An 18,239-nucleotide genomic window follows, 5' to 3' on the forward strand; every position below is an offset into this window, starting at 1 on the left:
AACCTCAGCCTGAGACAGGGGTTGGCACGTGAACGACCACCACCAGACCACCACCCGGCGGCTCGCCGACAACCCGGTCGCGATCGTCGGGATGTCGAGCCTGTTCCCGATGGCGCGCAACCTCGGCGAGTTCTGGCAGAACATCGTCGGCGCGGCCGACTGCACCTCCGAGGTGCCCGGGACGCACTGGAACATCGACGACTACTACGACGCGGACCCCGCCGTGCCGGACAAGACCTACTGCCGGCGCGGCGGTTTCGTGCCCGAGGTCCCGTTCAGCGTCACCGAGTTCGGCCTGCCGCCGAACCAGCTCGAGGTCACCACCGTCGTCCAGCTGCTGAGCCTGCTGGTGGCGCGGGACGTGCTCGCCGACGCGGGCGCGCCCGGCGCGGACTGGTACCGGCCCGAGCGCACCGGTGTGGTGCTCGGCGTCGCGGGCCCGACGACGCTGTCGCACCCGCTCGCGGCGCGGCTGTCCACCCCGGTGCTCAAGGAGGTCGTCCGCAGCTGCGGGCTCACCCAGGCCGACGCCGAGCAGATCGCCGAGAAGTACGCGGCCGCGTTCGCCCCGTGGGAGGAGAACTCGTTCCCCGGCCTGCTGGGCAACGTGATCGCCGGCCGGGTCGCGAACCGGCTCGACCTCGGCGGGATGAACTGCACGATCGACGCCGCCTGCGCGAGCTCGCTGTCCGCGGTGCACGTCGCGATCGGCGAGCTGGTGTCCGGCCGGTCCGACCTGATGATCACCGGTGGCTGTGACACCGAGAACTCGATCTTCGGCTACATGTGCTTCAGCAAGGTCGGCGCCCTGTCGAAGTCCGGGCAGATCAAGCCGCTCGACGACAGCGCCGACGGCACGCTCGTCGGCGAGGGCGTCGGCATGCTCGCGCTCAAGCGGCTCGCGGACGCCCAGCGCGACGGCGACCGGGTCTACGCGGTGATCCGCGGCATCGGCTCGTCGAGCGACGGCCGGTTCAAGAGCATCTACGCCCCGCGCGCCGAGGGCCAGCAGGCCGCGCTGCACCGCGCGTACGAGGACGCGGACTGCTCGCCCTCGTCGATCGGCCTGTTCGAGGCGCACGCGACCGGCACCCGGGTCGGCGACGCGACCGAACTGGAAGCACTCACCTCGGTGCTGCGCGAGTCGACCGAGGAGAACGGCTACGCCGCGATCGGCAGCGTGAAATCGCAGATCGGGCACACGAAGGGCGCCGCGGGCGCGGCGAGCCTGATCAAGCTCGCGATGTCGCTGTACCACAAGGTGCTGCCGCCGACGATCAACGTCACCAAGCCGAACCGCGCCCTGGGCGAGGACTCCCCGTTCTACATCAACACGAGGACCCGCCCGTGGATCCTGGACCCGCACCGGCCGCGGCGCCGGGCGGCGGCCTCGGCGATGGGTTTCGGTGGCACGAACTTCCACGCCGTGCTGGAGGAAACCAGTTCGGACCGCGCGGAACTGCGCACCATGCACCGCACCGCTCAGGTGCACCTGTGGCACGCGGCCGACGCGCGGGAGCTGGCCGGGCTGGTGCGGTCGAGCGCGCCCGCCGATGACGCCGAGATCCCGGCGGACCACGCCCGGGTCGGGTTCGTCGCGCGCGACGAGCAGGAGGCCGCGGCGCTGCGCGAGCTGGCCGCGGGCGAGGTCGAGTCCCATGTGGACGAACCGGAATGGTCGCACCCCAAGGGAATCTTCTACCGGCGGCACGCGCTGGCCGACCTGAAGGTCGGTGCGCTGTTCGCCGGGCAGGGCAGCCAGTACGTCGACATGGGTCTGGCGACCGTGCTGAACAACCCGACCGTCGCGGGCGCCTTCGACGAGGCGAACGCGGTGTTCGCCGACTCGCCGCGCCCGCTCGCGCCCGTCGTGTTCCCGCCGCCGGTGTTCGACCCGGAGGAGCGCAACGAGCAGGAGAACGTGTTGCGGCGCACCGAATACGCCCAGCCGGCGATCGGTGCGCTGGCGGCGGGGCAGTACCGGTTCCTCGCCGAGCGCGGGCTGGAGTGCGGCGGGTTCCTCGGCCACAGCTTCGGTGAACTGACCGCACTGTGGGCGGCGGGCTCGCTCGACGACGCCGACTTCTTCGCGCTGGCCAAGGCCCGCGGCGAGGCGATGGCGCTGTCCGGCGACGGCGACCCCGGCACGATGGCGGCGGTGCAGGCGAGCCGCGAGGACGTGGCCGAGATCCTGCGCGACCACCCCGAAGTCAGCATCTGCAACCACAACGCACCGACCCAGATCGTGGTCGGCGGCGGTTCCCCGGCCGTCGCCGCGCTGGTCTCGGCGTGCCGCGAGCGCGGGCTGACCGTGCGGGAGCTGCCGGTCGCGGCCGCGTTCCACACCAAGTACGTGGCGCACGCGGTCGAACCGTTCCGCGAGGCCGTGAAAGCCGTCAGCATCCGGGCGCCGAAGACCAAGGTGTACGCGAACTCCGAGGGCGCCGAGTACGGCTCGCGGGTCGCGACCAACCGGCGGGTGCTGGCCGAGCAGCTGCTCAAGCCGGTCGAGTTCGTGGCCGGCCTGCAGGCGATGCACGCCGACGGCTGCCGGGTGTTCGTCGAGTTCGGGCCGAAGGGTGTGCTGACCCAGCTGGTGCAGCGGACGCTGGGCGAGGACGTGGTCGCCATCGCGACCGACGCCGGCCCGACGGGCGACGGAGATGTCGCGCTGAAGAAGGCCGCGCTGCGGCTGGCCGTGCTCGGTGTGCCGCTGCGCGCGGTGCACCGGCACGACGCGCCGGCGGTCGTCGAGGCGGAGCCGCAGGGCATGGTGGTGCGCCTGACGGGCCGCGACTACGTGCCCGACTCGCGGCGGCAGGCCTACCAGACCGGGCTGAGCGAGAAGGTCGAGTTGGAAGCCGTGGCGGCGGCCCGGGCGGCGGGTGCCGCTTCGGTGCCCGCGGCTCCGGCGGCCCCTGCGGTGGTTCCGGCTCCGGTGGCGGCTCCAGTCGCTCCGCTGGTTCCGGTGGCCGCTCCGGCTCCTGTCGCCGCGGTCGCTCCCGTGGCGGCGCCGGTTGTCCACAGTGGACCCGGCGTGGACGCAGTCGCGCAGCAGCATTTGGAGTTGCACAGCCACTACGCCGAAGGTCAGCTGCGCGTCGCCGAGGACCTCGTCTCGGTCCTGCGCGAGGCCCAGCGCACGGGCGGGGTGGACGACCGGCTGTACGCGACCGTCGACGCTGTCAAGGAGCACAGCCTCGCACTCGGCCAGACGCACACGCGGGTCAACGAAATCCTGGCCTCGCTGACCACCCTGGAGTTCGGCGGCGCTCCGGTGCCCACCACGACCAATGGGACCGGAGATCACGGCGCTGGGGACAACGGTGCTGCGGGCAACGGCCACCACCCGGTGGCCTACGCCGAGCCCGCCGACCTGCCCGCGTTGCCGGACCCCGTCATCCCGCAGCAGCTCGACGCCAGCCCGGAACCGCCGTCGATGAACGGCACCCCCGCCCCGGCGGGCGTGGACGTGCAGTCGGTTCTGGTGGAGGTGGTCTCGGAGAAGACCGGTTATCCGCCGGAGATGCTGGACCTGTCCATGGATCTCGAAGCGGATCTGGGTGTCGATTCCATCAAGCGTGTCCAGATCTTGGGTGCCCTGAAGGATCGCGTTCCCAGCGTCCCGGCTGTGGGCCCTGAGCAGGTCGCGGAATTGCGGACCTTGAACGACATCGTAGCCTTCGTCGGCACCCCTGCCCCTGCCTCCGCCCCGGCGGGCGTGGACGTGCAGTCAGTCCTGGTGGAGGTCGTCTCCGAGAAGACCGGATATCCGCCGGAGATGCTCGACCTGTCCATGGACCTCGAAGCCGACCTAGGCGTCGATTCCATCAAGCGTGTCCAGATTCTGGGCGCTCTCAAGGATCGCGTTCCTGGCGTCCCGGCCGTGGGACCGGAGCAGGTCGCGGAACTGCGCACCCTCAACGACATCGTCGCCTTCGTCGGCGCTCCCGCCCCGGCGGGGGTCGATGTGCAGTCGGTTCTGGTGGAGGTGGTCTCGGAGAAGACCGGTTACCCGCCGGAGATGCTGGACCTGTCCATGGACCTCGAAGCGGACCTCGGGGTCGACTCGATCAAGCGAGTGCAGATCCTGGGCGCGCTCAAGGATCGGGTTCCTGGCGTTCCGGCTGTGGGACCGGAGCAGGTCGCGGAGTTGCGCACCCTGAACGACATCGTCAGCTTCGTCGGAGCGCCCGCGCCGGCCCCGGCAGGAGCGGATGTCCGATCGGTCCTGGTGGAGGTCGTCTCCGAAAAGACGGGCTACCCGCCGGAGATGCTGGACCTGTCCATGGACCTCGAAGCGGACCTGGGCGTTGACTCGATCAAGCGGGTCCAGATTCTGGGCGCGCTGAAGGATCGCGTCGAGGGTGTCCCCGCGGTCGGCCCCGAGCAGGTCGCGGAATTGCGGACGCTGAACGACATCGTCGCCTTCGTCGGAGCGCCTGCTGAGACCGCACCTTCGGGCGCGGATGTCCGATCCGTCCTGGTCGACATCGTCTCCGAAAAGACCGGCTACCCGCCGGAAATGCTCGACCTCTCCATGGACCTCGAAGCCGACCTGGGCGTCGACTCGATCAAGCGAGTCCAGATCCTGGGTGCGCTGAAGGATCGCGTCGAGGGTGTCCCCGCAGTCGGCCCCGAGCAGGTCGCGGAATTGCGGACGCTCAACGACATCGTCGCCTTCGTCGGAGCGCCCGCCGAGACCGTGGAACCGTCCACAAGCGACACCCTGGCACCGGCCGCCGAGCAGCAGCCCGTGCTGCTGCGGATCGAGCAGGTGCGGCTCCCCGCGGTCGACCGGCTCGACGAGCCCTACGCGACCGGCAAGACAGCTCTGGTCATCGACCACGGCGAACCGGCCGCCGAGGTGCTCGCCACGGCACTCGAACAGCGCGGCTGGACCGTGCACCGCGCCGACGCCGGCGGCCAGGAGGACGCCGCACTGTCCACATGGGACGGTGATCGGATCGAGCACACGGTCGGCAAGGCACTCGAACCCGCCACCCGGCTCGACCTCTGCCTGACCGTGCTGCCCGCCGACGGGCAGTGGCAGGCCGGGGCCCGCCGCCTCGCCGACACCATCCTCACCGCCAAGCTGGTGCATGACCGCCTCACCGCCACCACCGGCAGTCGCGCCGCGTTCGTCACCGTCACCCGGATCGACGGCGCGCTCGGCCACCGCGGTGACCGGCCCGCCGCCGCGTCCCTCATCGGCGGCGTCGCCGGCCTGACCAAAACCCTCGCCCAGGAGGCGCCCGCGCTGTTCTGCCGGGCCCTCGACCTCGCCCCCGAGCTCACGGACGAGGCACTGACCGAGGCCGTCCTCGACGAGCTCGCCGACGCCGCCACCGACGCCCGCGAGGTCGCGATCGACGCCGACCGCACCCGCTGGACGATCCGCCCCCGCCCGATCGGCGAACCCGCGGACCCTGCCGCGGAACCGGCGATCACCACGGACGACGTGCTCGTCGTGACCGGCGGCGCCCGCGGCGTGACCGCCCACTGCGTCAAGGAACTGGCCACCCGCCGGCCGTGCGAGTTCCTGCTACTCGGCCGCACCGAGCTCACCGACGAGCCGGCCTGGGCGACGGGAGTCGCCGACGGCGCGCTCAAGCCCGCCGCCATCGCCGCGCTGCGCGGCGAGAAACCGAAGCAGATCGACCGCGTCACCCGCGATCTGCTGGCGCAACGCGAGATCCGGGCCACGGTCGAGGAGATCGCGGCCACCGGCGCCCGCGTGCACTACGTCGCGGTCGACGTCACCGACGCCGAAGCGACCAAGGCAGCGCTTGCCCCGTACCACCAGCGCGTCACCGGCATCGTGCACGGCGCCGGCGCACTCGCCGACGCGCTGCTGCCCGCCAAGACCCCGGCGGACATCCGCACCGTGCTCGCGACCAAAGTGGACGGTCTGCACAACGTCGTCGCCGCGCTCGCCGAGGCCGAACTGCGGCACGTGATCCTGTTCGGCTCGGTCGCCGGTGTGCTCGGCAACCCCGGGCAGGCTGACTACGCGGTCGCGAACGAGGCCCTCAACCGGGTCGGGATCAGCTGGAAGCGCCAGCGCCCCGCGAGCCAGGTGACCACGATCAACTGGGGTGCCTGGGACGGCGGCATGGTCACCCCCGAACTGCGGGAGGTGTTCCTCTCCCGGGGTGTCGCACTGCTCGGGATGGACGCCGGCGCGCGCCTGTTCGCCGAGCAGCTCACCCCGGCCCGCGCCGACGACGTGTCAGTGCTCGCCGGGCCGCCGAATCCCCTTGCCCCGCCCGCGATTCCGGCCCGGACGCCCGCGTTCAAGGCGCATCGCGACCTCGCCGGGCTCGCCGCCGACCCGGTGATCTTCGACCACCAGGTCGGCCGGTTCCCGGTGTTCCCTGCGGCCGCCGGGCTCGGCTGGGCGATCAACGTGCTGGAGCGGGCCAACCCAGGGCTGCGCGTGGTCGAGGTCTCGGGCTTCGAGGTCCTCAAGGGCATCGTGTACGACGGCGGCCACGAGCGTGACTACTGGCTCGACGTGGAGGCCGGTGTCCTCGACGGCGACCGGCTCACCGTGAAGGCGTGGATCCGCAGCGCCGAACCCGGGAAAACCCTGCCACCGTCCCATTTCGCCGGCACGTTCGTGCTCGCGGCCGGCCCCGCGGCCGCGCCCACGGGCACCGCGTATGCCCTCGGTGCGGGCGAAGAGGACGGGCTCGAGGTGTACCGCAGCGCGACGCTGTTCCACGGCCCGCTGCTGCAGGGGATCCGGCGGATCCTCCGGCGGGAGGAACGGCACTTCGTCGCGGAATGCCGGCTGCCGGACACGCCGCTCGGACACGGCGAGTTCGCCGGCGGGCTGCACAGCCCGGTGTTGTCGGACGTGGTGATCCAGGCCGGATCGCTGCTGGGCGTGTGGTTCATGGCCTCGGGCTGCCTGCCGCTGACGGTCGGCCGCATCGAGTACTTCGCGCCGCTGCCCGGTGACCGCCCGTTCGTCGCGGAGGTCGGCGACCTGCGCGCGAACTCCGACCGGACGCAAGTCACGGTGACCGTCACCGCGAGCGACCCGGACGGCCGGGTGCTGCAGCGCTACACCGACCTGTCGGTGATCGCGACCCCTGAGATGACCGCGAAGTTCGCCGAGGCCGTGCGGCTGCGGGAGGAGAACCGATGACCGCCCAACTGGACGCGCTCGATTTCACGGGCGAGCCCTTCGACGCCCTCGCCTGGACGGTGGAGGAGCTGGCCGAGCCGGCGCCGCCGCTGCCCGTGCTCGCCCCGATCCCGCTGCCGGAGCCGGTGCGGCCCAGCCCGCGGCCGTCACCGCGGCCCCGGGCCGAGCCGGCACCGGCCCGCGAGGACGCCGTTTCCCAGCTGCTGCAGGACTTCCGGCAGGACCTGATCGCGGCGCACACCTCCGCGATGGAAGTGCAGACCGGGTTGCAGCGCCACCGGCTCGCCGCGCTCGGCCGTCCCGCACCGGTGCGCCCGGCGGCCCCGGTGGTCACGGCGGCCGCGGAAAGCGCTTACCGCGTCACGGTCGGGTACTCGCTCGACACCGGTCTTTCGGTGGCGGCGGAGCCGTGGCGCGCCGGTGCGGCCCGTCCCCCCGCGCCGGAACCCGCGTCCACGATGAGCGCGTTCAAGGCGCTCGCCCGGACGCCCGTCGTGTCGCTGGACGAGTCCGCGCTCGCGGAACTGGCACACGGCGCGATCGCCCCCGTGTTCGGCCCCGCCTACGACCAGGAGGGCGTCAACCCGGCGATCCGCCTGGCGGCGTGCGACCACGGTGCGCTCACGGCGGTCTCCGACCTGGCCCGCCACGGCGGGCCGTGGAATCGCGGGCAGCTGCACGCGGCGTACCGGGTGCACGACGAGGGGCTCACCGCCGCCGTCGAGGTCACCTGGCAGGCGGCGCAGGTGTTCGCGATCCAGGTCGGCCTGCACCTGTGCCTCGCCGGCGCCCGGTTCGAAGCCGTGCCGGACGCGTGCGAGGTGGAGTTGGTCCAGACCATGGCCGCAGGCGTCGGTGAGCTGACGCTGGACGTGGTGGAGATCGACCTGATCCCGCGGCCGTGGCTGCGGGTCAACGCGGAGCTGCGCCGCGACGGCGCGGTGGTCGCCCGGGTCCGGGACCTGACGTTGCGGATCGTGGAGGAGCCGGGCGCGCCGATCGGACCGGAGCGTGGCGGCGTGATCCCGCGCTTCTTCGGCCGCCGCAACGTGTTCGGGCAGCGCGCGCTGCTCGGCGAGTTCCACATGACGCACAGCGCGCGCGGTGGTCTGGACATCGCGCTGGGCCCGGAGTTCGCGCGGACCGCGGGACGTCGTGCGACCCGCATGCCCAACCACGGGCTGCAGTTGTGCGACCGGGTGATGGCGGTGGACGGCGAGCGGGGGAACCTGACCGGCGCCACCGGCCACACCGAGTACGACTCGCCCGCGGATTCCTGGTACTACGCGGAATCGGCGAACGCGTCCATGCCGAACGTGGTGTACATGGAGACGTCACTGCAGTCGGCGTTGCTGCTGGGTTACTTCCTGGGTGCGACGCTGACCGCGCCGGAGGAGGACTACTGCCTGCGGAACCTGGACGGCAGTGCGACCGTGCTGCGCGAGGTCGACCTGCGGGACAAGACGATCCAGCAGACCAGCCGGCTGTTGAACACGACGGTGCTCGTGGGCGCGGTGCTGCAGTCGTTCTCGTACGAGCTGTCCGTGGACGGCGAGCCGTTCTACGCGGGGGAGTCGCTGTTCGGCTTCTTCAACGAGACGGCGCTGGCCAATCAGAACGGTTTGGACAACGGTGGTTACGTCCCGCCGTGGCTGGATTCTGAGCGCCCTGAGACCCGCACGGTCGACATCGCGGCGCGGCGTTCTTCGGCGGGCGGTCTGAAGGCCTCGCAGGGTCACATGGCCGTGCTGGACGCCATGACGGTCGTCGACGGCGGCGGGAAGTTCGGTGCGGGCTACCTGCACGCGGTGCGCCCGATCCGGGCCGACGACTGGTACTTCTCCTATCACTTCCACCTGGACCCGGTGATGCCCGGTTCGCTCGGCGTCGAGGCCGTCCTCCAGACGATGCAGGAGTGGGCGGTCGACACCGGCTTGGCGGATGGCCTGCGGGACCCGGAGTTCGTGGTGCCGGCGAACCTGGCGCTGTCGTGGCGTTACCGGGGCCAGATCCTGGCCGAGGACCGGGAGATGACACTCGAGGTGCACATCAAGTCCGTGGAGCGCCGCCCCGGCCGGGTGCGCGTGGTCGGCGAGGCGAGTGTGTGGAAGCCCGGGATGCGGATCTACGAGCTGACCGATGTGGCTGTGGAGTTGCGGGAGCCCGGGTCTGCTCCCTGGGGTTAGGGGGCCTTGGCTCCGGAACGACAAAGCTGCCCCTCCCGCACATTCGGGAGGGGCAGCTTTGATATCTCGCGCGGGTGGTGGGTTAGCTTAGCCCAGGCCATCGAACCTGATATCCCACCAACGCCCATACCCTCCCCCGCCCCGATCCCAAGCCGCGCTTCCCGCGAACACTCAAAGATCGGGGCGGGGGAGGGCAACCCGCAAACCGAGGGCGCTCAGCGCCCTCCCCACAACACCCCAGAACTCACTTCAACCCGGAACGAACAAAAGCACTGACGATATGCCGCCGCAGCACCAGATACAGCACAAAGATCGGCAGACAAGCCAGACCGGCGACCGCCATCAGCGGACCCCAGTAGGTCCCCTGCGTGCCCTCGCTGATCATGAAGCTACGCAACCCGAGCTGCAGCATCGCGTTCGTCCGCTGCAGCACCAGGGCCGGCCAGAAGTACTCGTTCCAGGACGTCACGAGCAGCAGGATGGTCAGCGCCGCCAAGGGGGCACGCAGGTTCGGCACCACCACGGTCCACAGCGTCGCCCACGAGGAACGGCCATCCATTGTGGACGCTTCGATCAGTTCCTTCGGGAACGAGTCGAGGTGCTGGCGCAACAGAATCACACCGAGCGCCGAGCACAGGTTCGGCACGATCACCCCGGCGAGCGTGTTGAGCAGGCCGAGCTGCAACAACAGCACGTAGTTCGGCAGCATGGTGACCTGGAAGGGGACCAGCCAGGTCCCGACGAACAGCAGGTAACACAGGCGCTGCAACCGGAACCGCCAAGCGGCGAAGGCGTACGCGGCGAGCAGGCCGGTCAGCAGCTGGCCCAGGGCCGTGAGCAGCGAGACCAGCGTCGTGTTGAACAACAGGCTGCCGACGTCGACCAGGTGCGCGGCCTCGGTGTAGTTGCCGAGCGAAAGCGGCCACGGCAGCGGCGACAGGGAAAGCACGTCTTCCGGCCGGCGCAGCGACGTCGCGTACAGCCAGTAGATCGGGAACAGGCACAGCACGCCGAGCACGGTCAGCACGGCGTGCCCCGACACGGTGCGCCACCGTGAGCGTTCCGCCACCACAGCATCCACAGTGGACATCCTCAGTTGTCGTGAAAGGCCAGTTTTTCCGACAGCCAGACCAGCACCAGCGCCACGAGACCGAATACCACGAACAGCAGGATCCCGGCCGACGTGCCGAGCCCGGCATCGAAGCTGTGGAAGCTGTAGTCCCACAGCAGGTAGTAGACGTTCGTGGTGGCACCGGACGGACCGCCCTGGGTGATCGTGTCGATCAGCGGGAACGTCCACTGCGCCGACAACAGTACGGTCATCAGCACCAGGAACACGAGCGTCGGCGAGAGCAGCGGCAGGGTGATCCACCGGGTGATCTGCCCGCGCGACGCGCCGTCGATCAGCGCCGCCTCCGTGTAGTCCCGGTTGATGTTCGCCAGGCCGGCGGCGACGACGAGCACCGCGAACCCGAGCAGGTGCCAGCCGGTGATCACGATGATCGCCGGCTGCGCCCAGGTCGCGTCGTGCAGCCAGTTCGTGCTCGTGCCCAGGATCTTGTTCAGCAGACCGGCGCCGGGATCGAGCAGCCATTCCCAGACCGTCGCGCTCGCCACCGGCGCGACCAGCAGCGGCGCGAACACCATCGCCTGGTACACCGCGCGGGCGCGGCCCTGGATGCGTTGCGTCAGCAGCCCGACCAGCACGGGAATCACGACGGTGAACGGCAGCAGGCCACCGATCACCTCCAGGGTGCGCCAGACCGACGCGCCCACCGCGGGCAGGGTGAACAGCCGGGCATAGTTGTCCAGACCAACCGGGGTCGCGGGCGAGGTCGGCAGCAGGTTCCAGGAATAGAACGAAAGCTGCGCGGTCTGCACGAGCGGCCGGTACGTCCAGATCACCAGCAGCGCCAGCGCGGGCGCCACGTACAGATACGGCGGTGCGGCGCGCAGCAGGCGCCGCGGCACCGACGGCCGTGCCACCCGAGGGGGTGCCACGACCGCCGGCGCCGGAACTTCCACGAACATCGGCTACCTGTCCCGCGAGAGCGCTTCGGTGATCCGCTGGACCGTCGTGTCGCGGTCCCGCTCGTACACCGTGGGGGTGTCACTCAGTTCGATCGCCGTCGCGACGAGCGTGCCGTCGATCAGGTCGATCCGGGTGAAGCCCGCACCGGCGTGGGCGCGCAACAGGCCCTTCGGCGGCAGCGTGTCCACTCGGTAGGCCATCGCGGGCGACACCCACACCGGGATCCCGGCCAGCTGTCCGCATCCGGTGTGGTGCGCGTGTCCACTGAGGATCATCCGGACGTCGGTGCCCTTCAGCACCGCCGCCAGCTCGTCGATCTCCGTCAACCGCAACAGGTGCGGCGCCGGGGCGGGCGAGGGCAGCGGCGGATGGTGCACGACGAGCAGGGTGCCGCGCGGCGCCGGGTTCGCCAGCTCCGTGCTCAGCCAGGCCAGCTGCGCCCGGTCGAGGATGCCCTCGTGCCGGCCGGGGGACGTGCTGTCGAGCGCGATCACCCGCAGGCCGCCGATCCAGTGCACCGAGTCGAGCGGCCCGTAGTCCGAAGTGGACAGGAGCTCCGCCGCGAACGCGGACCGCTCGTCGTGGTTGCCCATCACGTACACGACCTCGGCGTCCAGCAGGCGCGCCGCCGGATCCACGACCGACCGCAGCCTGCGGTACGCCTCGGGCTTCCCCGAGTCGGCGAGATCGCCGCTGAGCAGCAGCCCGTGCACCGGGACACCGGCGGTGAGCACGGTCTCGATCGCCCGCCGCAGCAGCGCGAATGTGTCGACAAGACCGTGCATCAGCTCACCGTCGGCACCGATGTGCGTGTCCGACAGCTGGATCAGCGTCAGTTCGGGAACCGTCACTTGCCGCCACCGGGCAGCAATGCCGTCACCTGTTGCTGGGCGCCGGTGAGCGTCGAGGCCGGGTCGGCGCCCTGGAACACCGACTTCTCGACGCCGTCCATCATCGTGTCGCGGATCTGCTGGTAGCTGTTGCCGGGGAAGGCGATCCACGGCTCGACGGTGTTCAGCTGGTCCACGTTCGGCTTGATCATCGGGTTCTGCGCGGCCCAGGTCTTCAGGTGCGCCGGGTCGTTGAGCAGATCCAGCCGCAGCGGCAGGTAGCCGATCTTGCTGGTGATCATGTCGTAGGCCTCGGGGCTGGTGAGGAACTGGATCAGCTCCCAGGCGGCCCGCTGCTTCGCCGGGTCGGCGGAGAACACGAACAGCGCGGCACCGGAGTTCGTCGGCACCGCCGCGTGCCCGTCGAACGTCGGCAGCGTCGTCGCCCGCAGGTCCCACTTGGCGCCCTGCGCGCCCTTCTGGAAGGTGCCCTGCTGCGAGCTGCTCTCCAGCATCATCCCGAGGTCACCGCGGGTGAAGCCCTGCACCGCCTGCACCTGCGAAAGCTTCGGCATCGCGTTCGCGGTCACCATGTCCTGCATCGTCTTGACCGTCTGCACCGACGGCTGGTCGGCGAACTGCAGCGTCTTGCGGTCGGCCGAGAGCACCCGGCCGTCGTTGGAGCGCACGAGGCTCTGGAAGCACCAGTCGCTCGCGGACCGGGTCAGGCAGTCGACGTAGGCGCCGTCCTTGCCGGTGGCCTGCTTGATCTTCGCGCCGTCCTGCTGGACCTCGGCCCAGGTCTTCGGCGGGTTCGCCGGGTCGAGACCGGCCTGCTGGAACAGCGTCGCGTTGTAGTAGAGAACCGGCGTGGACAGCACGAACGGCACGCCGTAGGTCTTGCCGTTGTAGTCGCCGAGCGTGCGGATCGGCGCCGCGTACGGGAACTGGCCGCCGAAGTTGTCCTGCACCGCCTGCTTGGTGACCAGGTCGTCCAGCGGCTTCGCGCCGAGCTGCCCGGCGGCGAAGTCGAGCGTGTCGAACCCGAGCTGCGCCACGTCGGGCGGGTTGCCGGCGGCGGTCTCGGTCTGCACGCTCGACGCCGCGTTCTTGGCCGGGTTCGGGTCGGTGCCCTGCGGCTTCTGCGCGGTCACCTTGATGTTCGGGTGGGCCTGCTGGAACTTCGCGATCAGCGCGTTGAACGTGTCGGTCCAGGCGCCGGCGAGGCCGAAGTTGTAGCTCTCGAACACAATCGACACCTGCTGGCCGGCGGCGAGCTCCGGTGCCTGCGCGACAGCGGACGAGTCCGAGGTCGACGGGGCGCCGACACCACACGCCGTGACACCGAGCAGGGTGGCCGCGGCGAGTACGCCGCCGGCGTGGAAACGGGTGATTCTCATGCAAGTACTCCTTGTTCCGTTGCGTCGTTGCGAGGGGAGGGGGACGGGGCCGGGTCGTCCTGCCACAGCAGGCGCCGGCCGGTGGTGGGGTGGAACAGGTGCAGGTGGTCGGGTTCGACGGCGAGCCGGACCGGGTCGCCCGGCGCGAGCCCGAGCGGCCGCGGGCCGCGCACCGCGACGCGCGCGGTGCCGACGTCGCAGTGCGCGACCTCCTCGGCACCGAGGTTCTCCACCAGCCGCACGATTCCTTCGATGCCGGGACGGGAGTCGTGCGGGCGCAGGTGCTCGGGCCGGATGCCGAGCACGACCTCGGTCTCGGGCACGACGCCGATCCGGCCGAGCGGGAGGTTGATGTCGGGCGCCGCCGCGAACAGCATCCGGCCGCGGCTGGACACCTTGGCGCGGATCAGGTTCATCGGCGGCGAGCCGAGGAACCCGGCGACGAACGTGGACGCGGGCTCGTCGTAGACCTCGGTCGGCGTGCCGACCTGCTCCAGCTTCCCGCCGGAGAGGATGGCGATGCGGGTGGCCATGGTCATCGCCTCAACCTGGTCGTGGGTGACGTAGACGAACGTGCCGCGCAGGCGCCGGTGCAGTTCCACGAGCTCGTAACGGGTGGACGCGCGCAGCTTGGCGTCCAGATTGGACAGTGGCTCGTCCATCAGGAACGCGCCGGGATCGCGCACCAGCGCCCGGCCCAGCGCGACCCGCTGGCGCTGCCCGCCGGACAGCTCACGCGGGCGCCGCCGCAGCAGCTCGGTCAGCTCGAGCGCTTCGGCGACGTCGGTGACCTTGCGGTCGATCTCCTTGCGGGGGCGGCGCCGCGCGCGCAGCGGGAAGCCGATGTTGCGCTCGACCGACAGGTGCGGGTAGAGCGCGTAGCTCTGGAACACCATCGCCAGGTCGCGGTCGCGCGGCGGGACGTGCGTGATGTCGCGGCCGTCGAGCTCCAGCTGTCCCTCGTCCAGCTGCGCCAGTCCCGCGATGGCGCGCAGCAGGGTCGACTTGCCGCATCCGCTGGGGCCGAGCAGGACCAGGAACTCGCCGTCGGCGATGTCGAGGGTCACCCCGTCGACCGCGGTGACGGCGCCAAACCGTTTGGTCGCCGCCCGGATTCGGATTTGGCCCACCGAATATCCCTTTCGAGTCGGTCGTGTTCGCGGGAGAATCCCAGCACGCCGGAATGTATAGGGGGTGAACGGTGGCCCCGATAGCGGGTCACCAGCACCGACGAACCCGTTGTCCTGCAGGAACAATAGAAATCGCGGGCACTTCGATCGGCAGCGCCAATCGGGACCCGATCGGAGCTGACTATCAACCGATAGCCATCATTTATCGCACCGGCGAACATTATTGTGATATTCAATCGGCCGAATCGAAACCGCGCCGTGCCCTGACGAATTGCCCGCCGATTCGCCCACGCTGGGCGTGTGCGAGAAGTACGCGTGACCGCGAAGACCGGTGAGGCCGAAGGCGTGGTGTCGTTCGTGCTGAGCGGCGACGAGCTGCCGGACTGGACGCCGGGTGCCCATATCGACCTGGAGATCCGGCCCGGCCTGACCAGGCAGTACTCGCTGTGCGGCGATCCCGCCGACCGTGGCCGGTGGCGGATCGCCGTGCTGCGTGAGGAACCCGGCCGGGGCGGCTCACGGCACCTGCACGACGTGATCATGCCCGGTGACACGCTGCGGGCGGGCGAGCCGCGCAACAACTTCCCGTTGGAGCCCGCGCCCGGCTACACGTTCGTGGCCGGCGGGATCGGCGTCACGCCGCTGCTGCCGATGATCCGCGAGGCCGAGCGGGCCGGCGCGGACTGGACGCTCCACTACGGCGGCAGGCGGCGCGACCGGATGGCGTTCACCACGGAGCTCGCCCGCCACGGCGAGCGGGTCCGGCTGCTGCCGGAGGACGAGCACGGCCTGCTGCCGCTGGCCGGGATCGTCGCCGGTTCCGGTTACCCGGTCTACTGCTGTGGCCCCGAACCGCTGCTCGCCGCGGTGGAACGGGTCTGCCCAGCGGAACGGCTGCGGCTGGAACGGTTCCACCCGCGGGAAATCGAGGTCACCGAGCCGGAGCGGGAGTTCGAAGTGGTCACCTCGATGTCCGGGCACACGATCCGGGTGGCGCCGGGGGAGTCCATTTTGGATGTCCTGGACGCGGCCGGGGTGCCGATGCCGTCCTCGTGCCGCGAGGGCACCTGCGGCACCTGCGAGACCCCGGTGCTCGAGGGCGAGGTCGACCACCGCGACTCGGTGCTGTCCGAATCGGAGCGGGCGGCGGGGAAAAGCATGATGGTGTGCGTCTCGCGGGCCCGCTCGGCACGGCTGGTATTGGACGTTTGACGCGATAGGCACGGCGAATCGATCGTTTGGTCTTGACCGCGCGCGGCTCCGTCCAGCGTTTTCGCCAGTCATAGTGCCAGAAAGCCAGCGCGGGCAACCGGTCTCCGGAGCACGCGCCAGAAAGAAACAACGGCAGATCGGAAGGCACGTATGCAGCTCACTGTTCTCGGCTGTCGGTCAGGAATGCCCGCCGACGGTCAGGCGAGCTCCGGTTATCTCGTCGAGACCTCTTCGGCGCGGGTGCTCCTGGACTGCGGGCCCGGCATCGCCACCGCGCTGTCCGCCGTTTCGGACGTCACCCTACTGGACGCGGTCGTCATCAGCCACCTGCACGCGGACCACTGCTACGACCTGCTCCCGGTCGCGAAGTCCTTGCTGAGCGCGACAATGCGCTTCCCGGGCGGGCCGGAACCGCGGGTGGAAGTGGTGCGTCCGGTGCCGGTGCTGGTACCGGCGGGCGCGCGGGAGTTGTTCGCCCGCTGGGCGGCGCTGTTCCCGGTGACCACGATGCCCGTGATGGCCAAGGCTTTCGAGCGCGCCTTCGACGTGCGCGAGTACACCTCGGGTGACGTGTTCGAGATCGGTGACGCCACCATCGGCCTGCGCGAGCTCCAGCATGTCGAGCCGAACTGCGGGATCCGGGTCGACGCCGGGGGAGTGTCGCTGGCCTACACCGGGGACACCGGCATGACCGACGAGGCGGTGAAGCTCGCCGCCGACGTCGATCTGCTGCTCGCCGAAGCGACGCTCAGCCACCCGGACCGCACCGAGCACGGGCACCTGTGCGGCGGTGACGCGGGCCGGATCGCCGCCCGGGCCGGCGTGAAGGAACTGGCGCTGACGCACTTCACGTGCACGGAACGCCATTGGCTGCAGCACCTTCGCGACGACGCCGCGTCGGAGTACACCGGTCCGATTCGGATCGTCCGTGCGGGAGAACGGATCCGGCTCGGCGACTGATCCACTGTGGACGCTAGGTTTCGCCGGCGATCAGGGCAAGCCCGTCCGCGACGTCGGCCGCCTCGCGGTGGATCGCGAGCAGCTCCGCGCGGAGCTTCGCGTTCTGGGGCCGGCGGCGTTCGTGTTCGATCCGGCCGGTGCCGCTCGGCCGGGCCTCCTCGTACGCGATCAGTTCGATGTGCCAATGGGTGAGCCGGCGCCCGAGGGTGTTTCACGCAGGTTGGCCGGTGAAACGGTGCCTCGCGCAGCGAGCCTTCGTCGCCGGTGAGCGGGACGCCCGTGATCCGGTGGATCAGTTCGGTCCTGATCTGATGCGCCGCTCGCGCCGGCTCGTCGCCCGCCGGCTTGAGGCGGGGTGCCGGTGTCGCCTGGGGCCGCAGCAAAGTCCGTACTGTGCGCCCGCACCGTTTCGGCGCGGTAGGGATCGGGATCGAGCCGGCGGAGGGCGAGCACGGTGGCGGCGGGGAGCGCGAGCTCGAATTTCGTCCGGCCCGCGGGCACGATGCCGTGGGCGAGCAGGTCCGTCATCGCCTCGGGAACCGGGGCGAACTCGTGGACACGGCCGCCGTCAGTACCCGCAGCAGCTCCCAGCCGGTTTCCCCGGTCGCGCGTAGTTCCCGGGTGAGCGCTTCTGTCACCGGCAGTGGTGAGACCGGCTGGCGCAGGGTCGTAAGCGCGGCCGGCGTTCGCGGCGAGTTCGGCGACCCGGGCGCGCAACTCCGGGCTGCCCGCGGTGGCGTCGATGAGCTGCCGCGCCGCGCCCGGATCGGCGGCGAGTCCATGGGCCGCCAGCAGGTGAGCCGACTCGGTTCGCCGAGATCCCCGAGGGGAAGTCCGGTGCCCAGCCTGGGGTCGCGGGTCAGCACGAGGCAGGAGGTGCCGGACGGGATCTCGCCGGGTTCGTCCTCGACATCGTCGAGAACCCACAGCGAGCCAGGCCGTGCCGTGGGTTCCTCCCTCGCGGGCGCCGACCGCCACACGATTCCGCCGGGGAAGGCCGCGCCGAAGCGGCGCACGTACTGCGCGGCGAGCGCGGTCTTGCCGACGTCAATCGGGCCGTGCATGACGACGATCGGCGCGGTTGCCCGGCTGGTGAGCGGGCCGACGTCGGGATGCGGCGCCGAGTGCAGCCACCACAGCTCACGCCATCGCCCGGTGAAGTCGTTCAGCGGGTGCACGGCGGCGCCCGGCTGCGGTGTGGGCTCCGGGACCTCACCCATGACGCCCGGGATGGCCGCGACCCGGTCGGCCACCGCTTTCACCATGTCGGCCAGCGTTGCCCTGGTGGGCAGCAGGACATCGCGCAGCTGCCGGGGTTCGATGTGGTCGACGG

Annotated in this window: 10 protein-coding genes; 4 read left to right on the forward strand and 6 right to left on the reverse strand. The window is 70.7% G+C overall.

The annotated features are described in order from the left end of the window. The first annotated feature begins 28 nt into the window (after positions 1–28). Positions 29–7,156 carry a type I polyketide synthase gene (locus LOZ83_RS27805; protein WP_236794652.1) on the forward strand — a complete coding sequence of 2,376 codons (7,128 nt, stop codon included), beginning with the start codon at positions 29–31 and terminating at the stop codon, positions 7,154–7,156. Next, a complete protein-coding gene (locus LOZ83_RS27810) occupies positions 7,153–9,342 on the forward strand; it encodes a beta-ketoacyl synthase (RefSeq protein WP_236794653.1) in 2,190 nt (729 codons plus the stop codon). The genes LOZ83_RS27805 and LOZ83_RS27810 overlap by 4 nt, the downstream gene beginning before the upstream one ends. 244 nt (positions 9,343–9,586) lie before the next feature. Here the strand turns inward: LOZ83_RS27810 and LOZ83_RS27815 are convergent, their stop codons facing one another. Genes LOZ83_RS27815 through LOZ83_RS27835 form a run of 5 tightly spaced genes read right to left on the reverse strand, consistent with a single transcriptional unit; the run spans position 9,587 to position 14,734 of the window. Further along, positions 9,587–10,432, reverse strand: a complete 846-nt coding sequence (locus tag LOZ83_RS27815; RefSeq protein ID WP_236794654.1) for a carbohydrate ABC transporter permease — start codon at positions 10,430–10,432, stop codon at positions 9,587–9,589. 2 nt (positions 10,433–10,434) lie between these two features. Then, positions 10,435–11,373 carry a carbohydrate ABC transporter permease gene (locus LOZ83_RS27820; RefSeq protein ID WP_236794655.1) on the reverse strand — a complete coding sequence of 313 codons (939 nt, stop codon included), beginning with the start codon at positions 11,371–11,373 and terminating at the stop codon, positions 10,435–10,437. 3 nt (positions 11,374–11,376) lie between these two features. Then, a complete protein-coding gene (locus tag LOZ83_RS27825) occupies positions 11,377–12,225 on the reverse strand; it encodes a metallophosphoesterase (RefSeq protein WP_236794656.1) in 849 nt (282 codons plus the stop codon). Beyond that, positions 12,222–13,604, reverse strand: coding sequence for an ABC transporter substrate-binding protein (locus LOZ83_RS27830; protein WP_236794657.1), 1,383 nt, complete (start codon positions 13,602–13,604; stop codon positions 12,222–12,224). The genes LOZ83_RS27825 and LOZ83_RS27830 overlap by 4 nt, the downstream gene beginning before the upstream one ends. Next, positions 13,601–14,734 carry an ABC transporter ATP-binding protein gene (locus LOZ83_RS27835; RefSeq protein ID WP_236794658.1) on the reverse strand — a complete coding sequence of 378 codons (1,134 nt, stop codon included), beginning with the start codon at positions 14,732–14,734 and terminating at the stop codon, positions 13,601–13,603. Before LOZ83_RS27835 ends, LOZ83_RS27830 begins: the two co-directional genes overlap by 4 nt. Before the next feature lie 300 nt (positions 14,735–15,034). Between LOZ83_RS27835 and LOZ83_RS27840 the strand changes: the two genes are divergently transcribed. Further along, positions 15,035–15,946, forward strand: coding sequence for a PDR/VanB family oxidoreductase (locus LOZ83_RS27840; protein WP_236794659.1), 912 nt, complete (start codon positions 15,035–15,037; stop codon positions 15,944–15,946). A 183-nt stretch (positions 15,947–16,129) separates the two neighbouring features. Then, a complete protein-coding gene (locus LOZ83_RS27845; protein WP_236794660.1) occupies positions 16,130–16,906 on the forward strand; it encodes an MBL fold metallo-hydrolase in 777 nt (258 codons plus the stop codon). A 524-nt stretch (positions 16,907–17,430) separates the two neighbouring features. Here LOZ83_RS27845 and LOZ83_RS27850 read toward each other — a convergent pair. After that, positions 17,431–18,171 carry a hypothetical protein gene (locus tag LOZ83_RS27850; protein ID WP_236794661.1) on the reverse strand — a complete coding sequence of 247 codons (741 nt, stop codon included), beginning with the start codon at positions 18,169–18,171 and terminating at the stop codon, positions 17,431–17,433. Positions 18,172–18,239: the final 68 nt, after the last annotated feature.

Source organism: Amycolatopsis sp. GM8, from assembly GCF_021653975.1.
Classification (GTDB): domain Bacteria; phylum Actinomycetota; class Actinomycetes; order Mycobacteriales; family Pseudonocardiaceae; genus Amycolatopsis_E.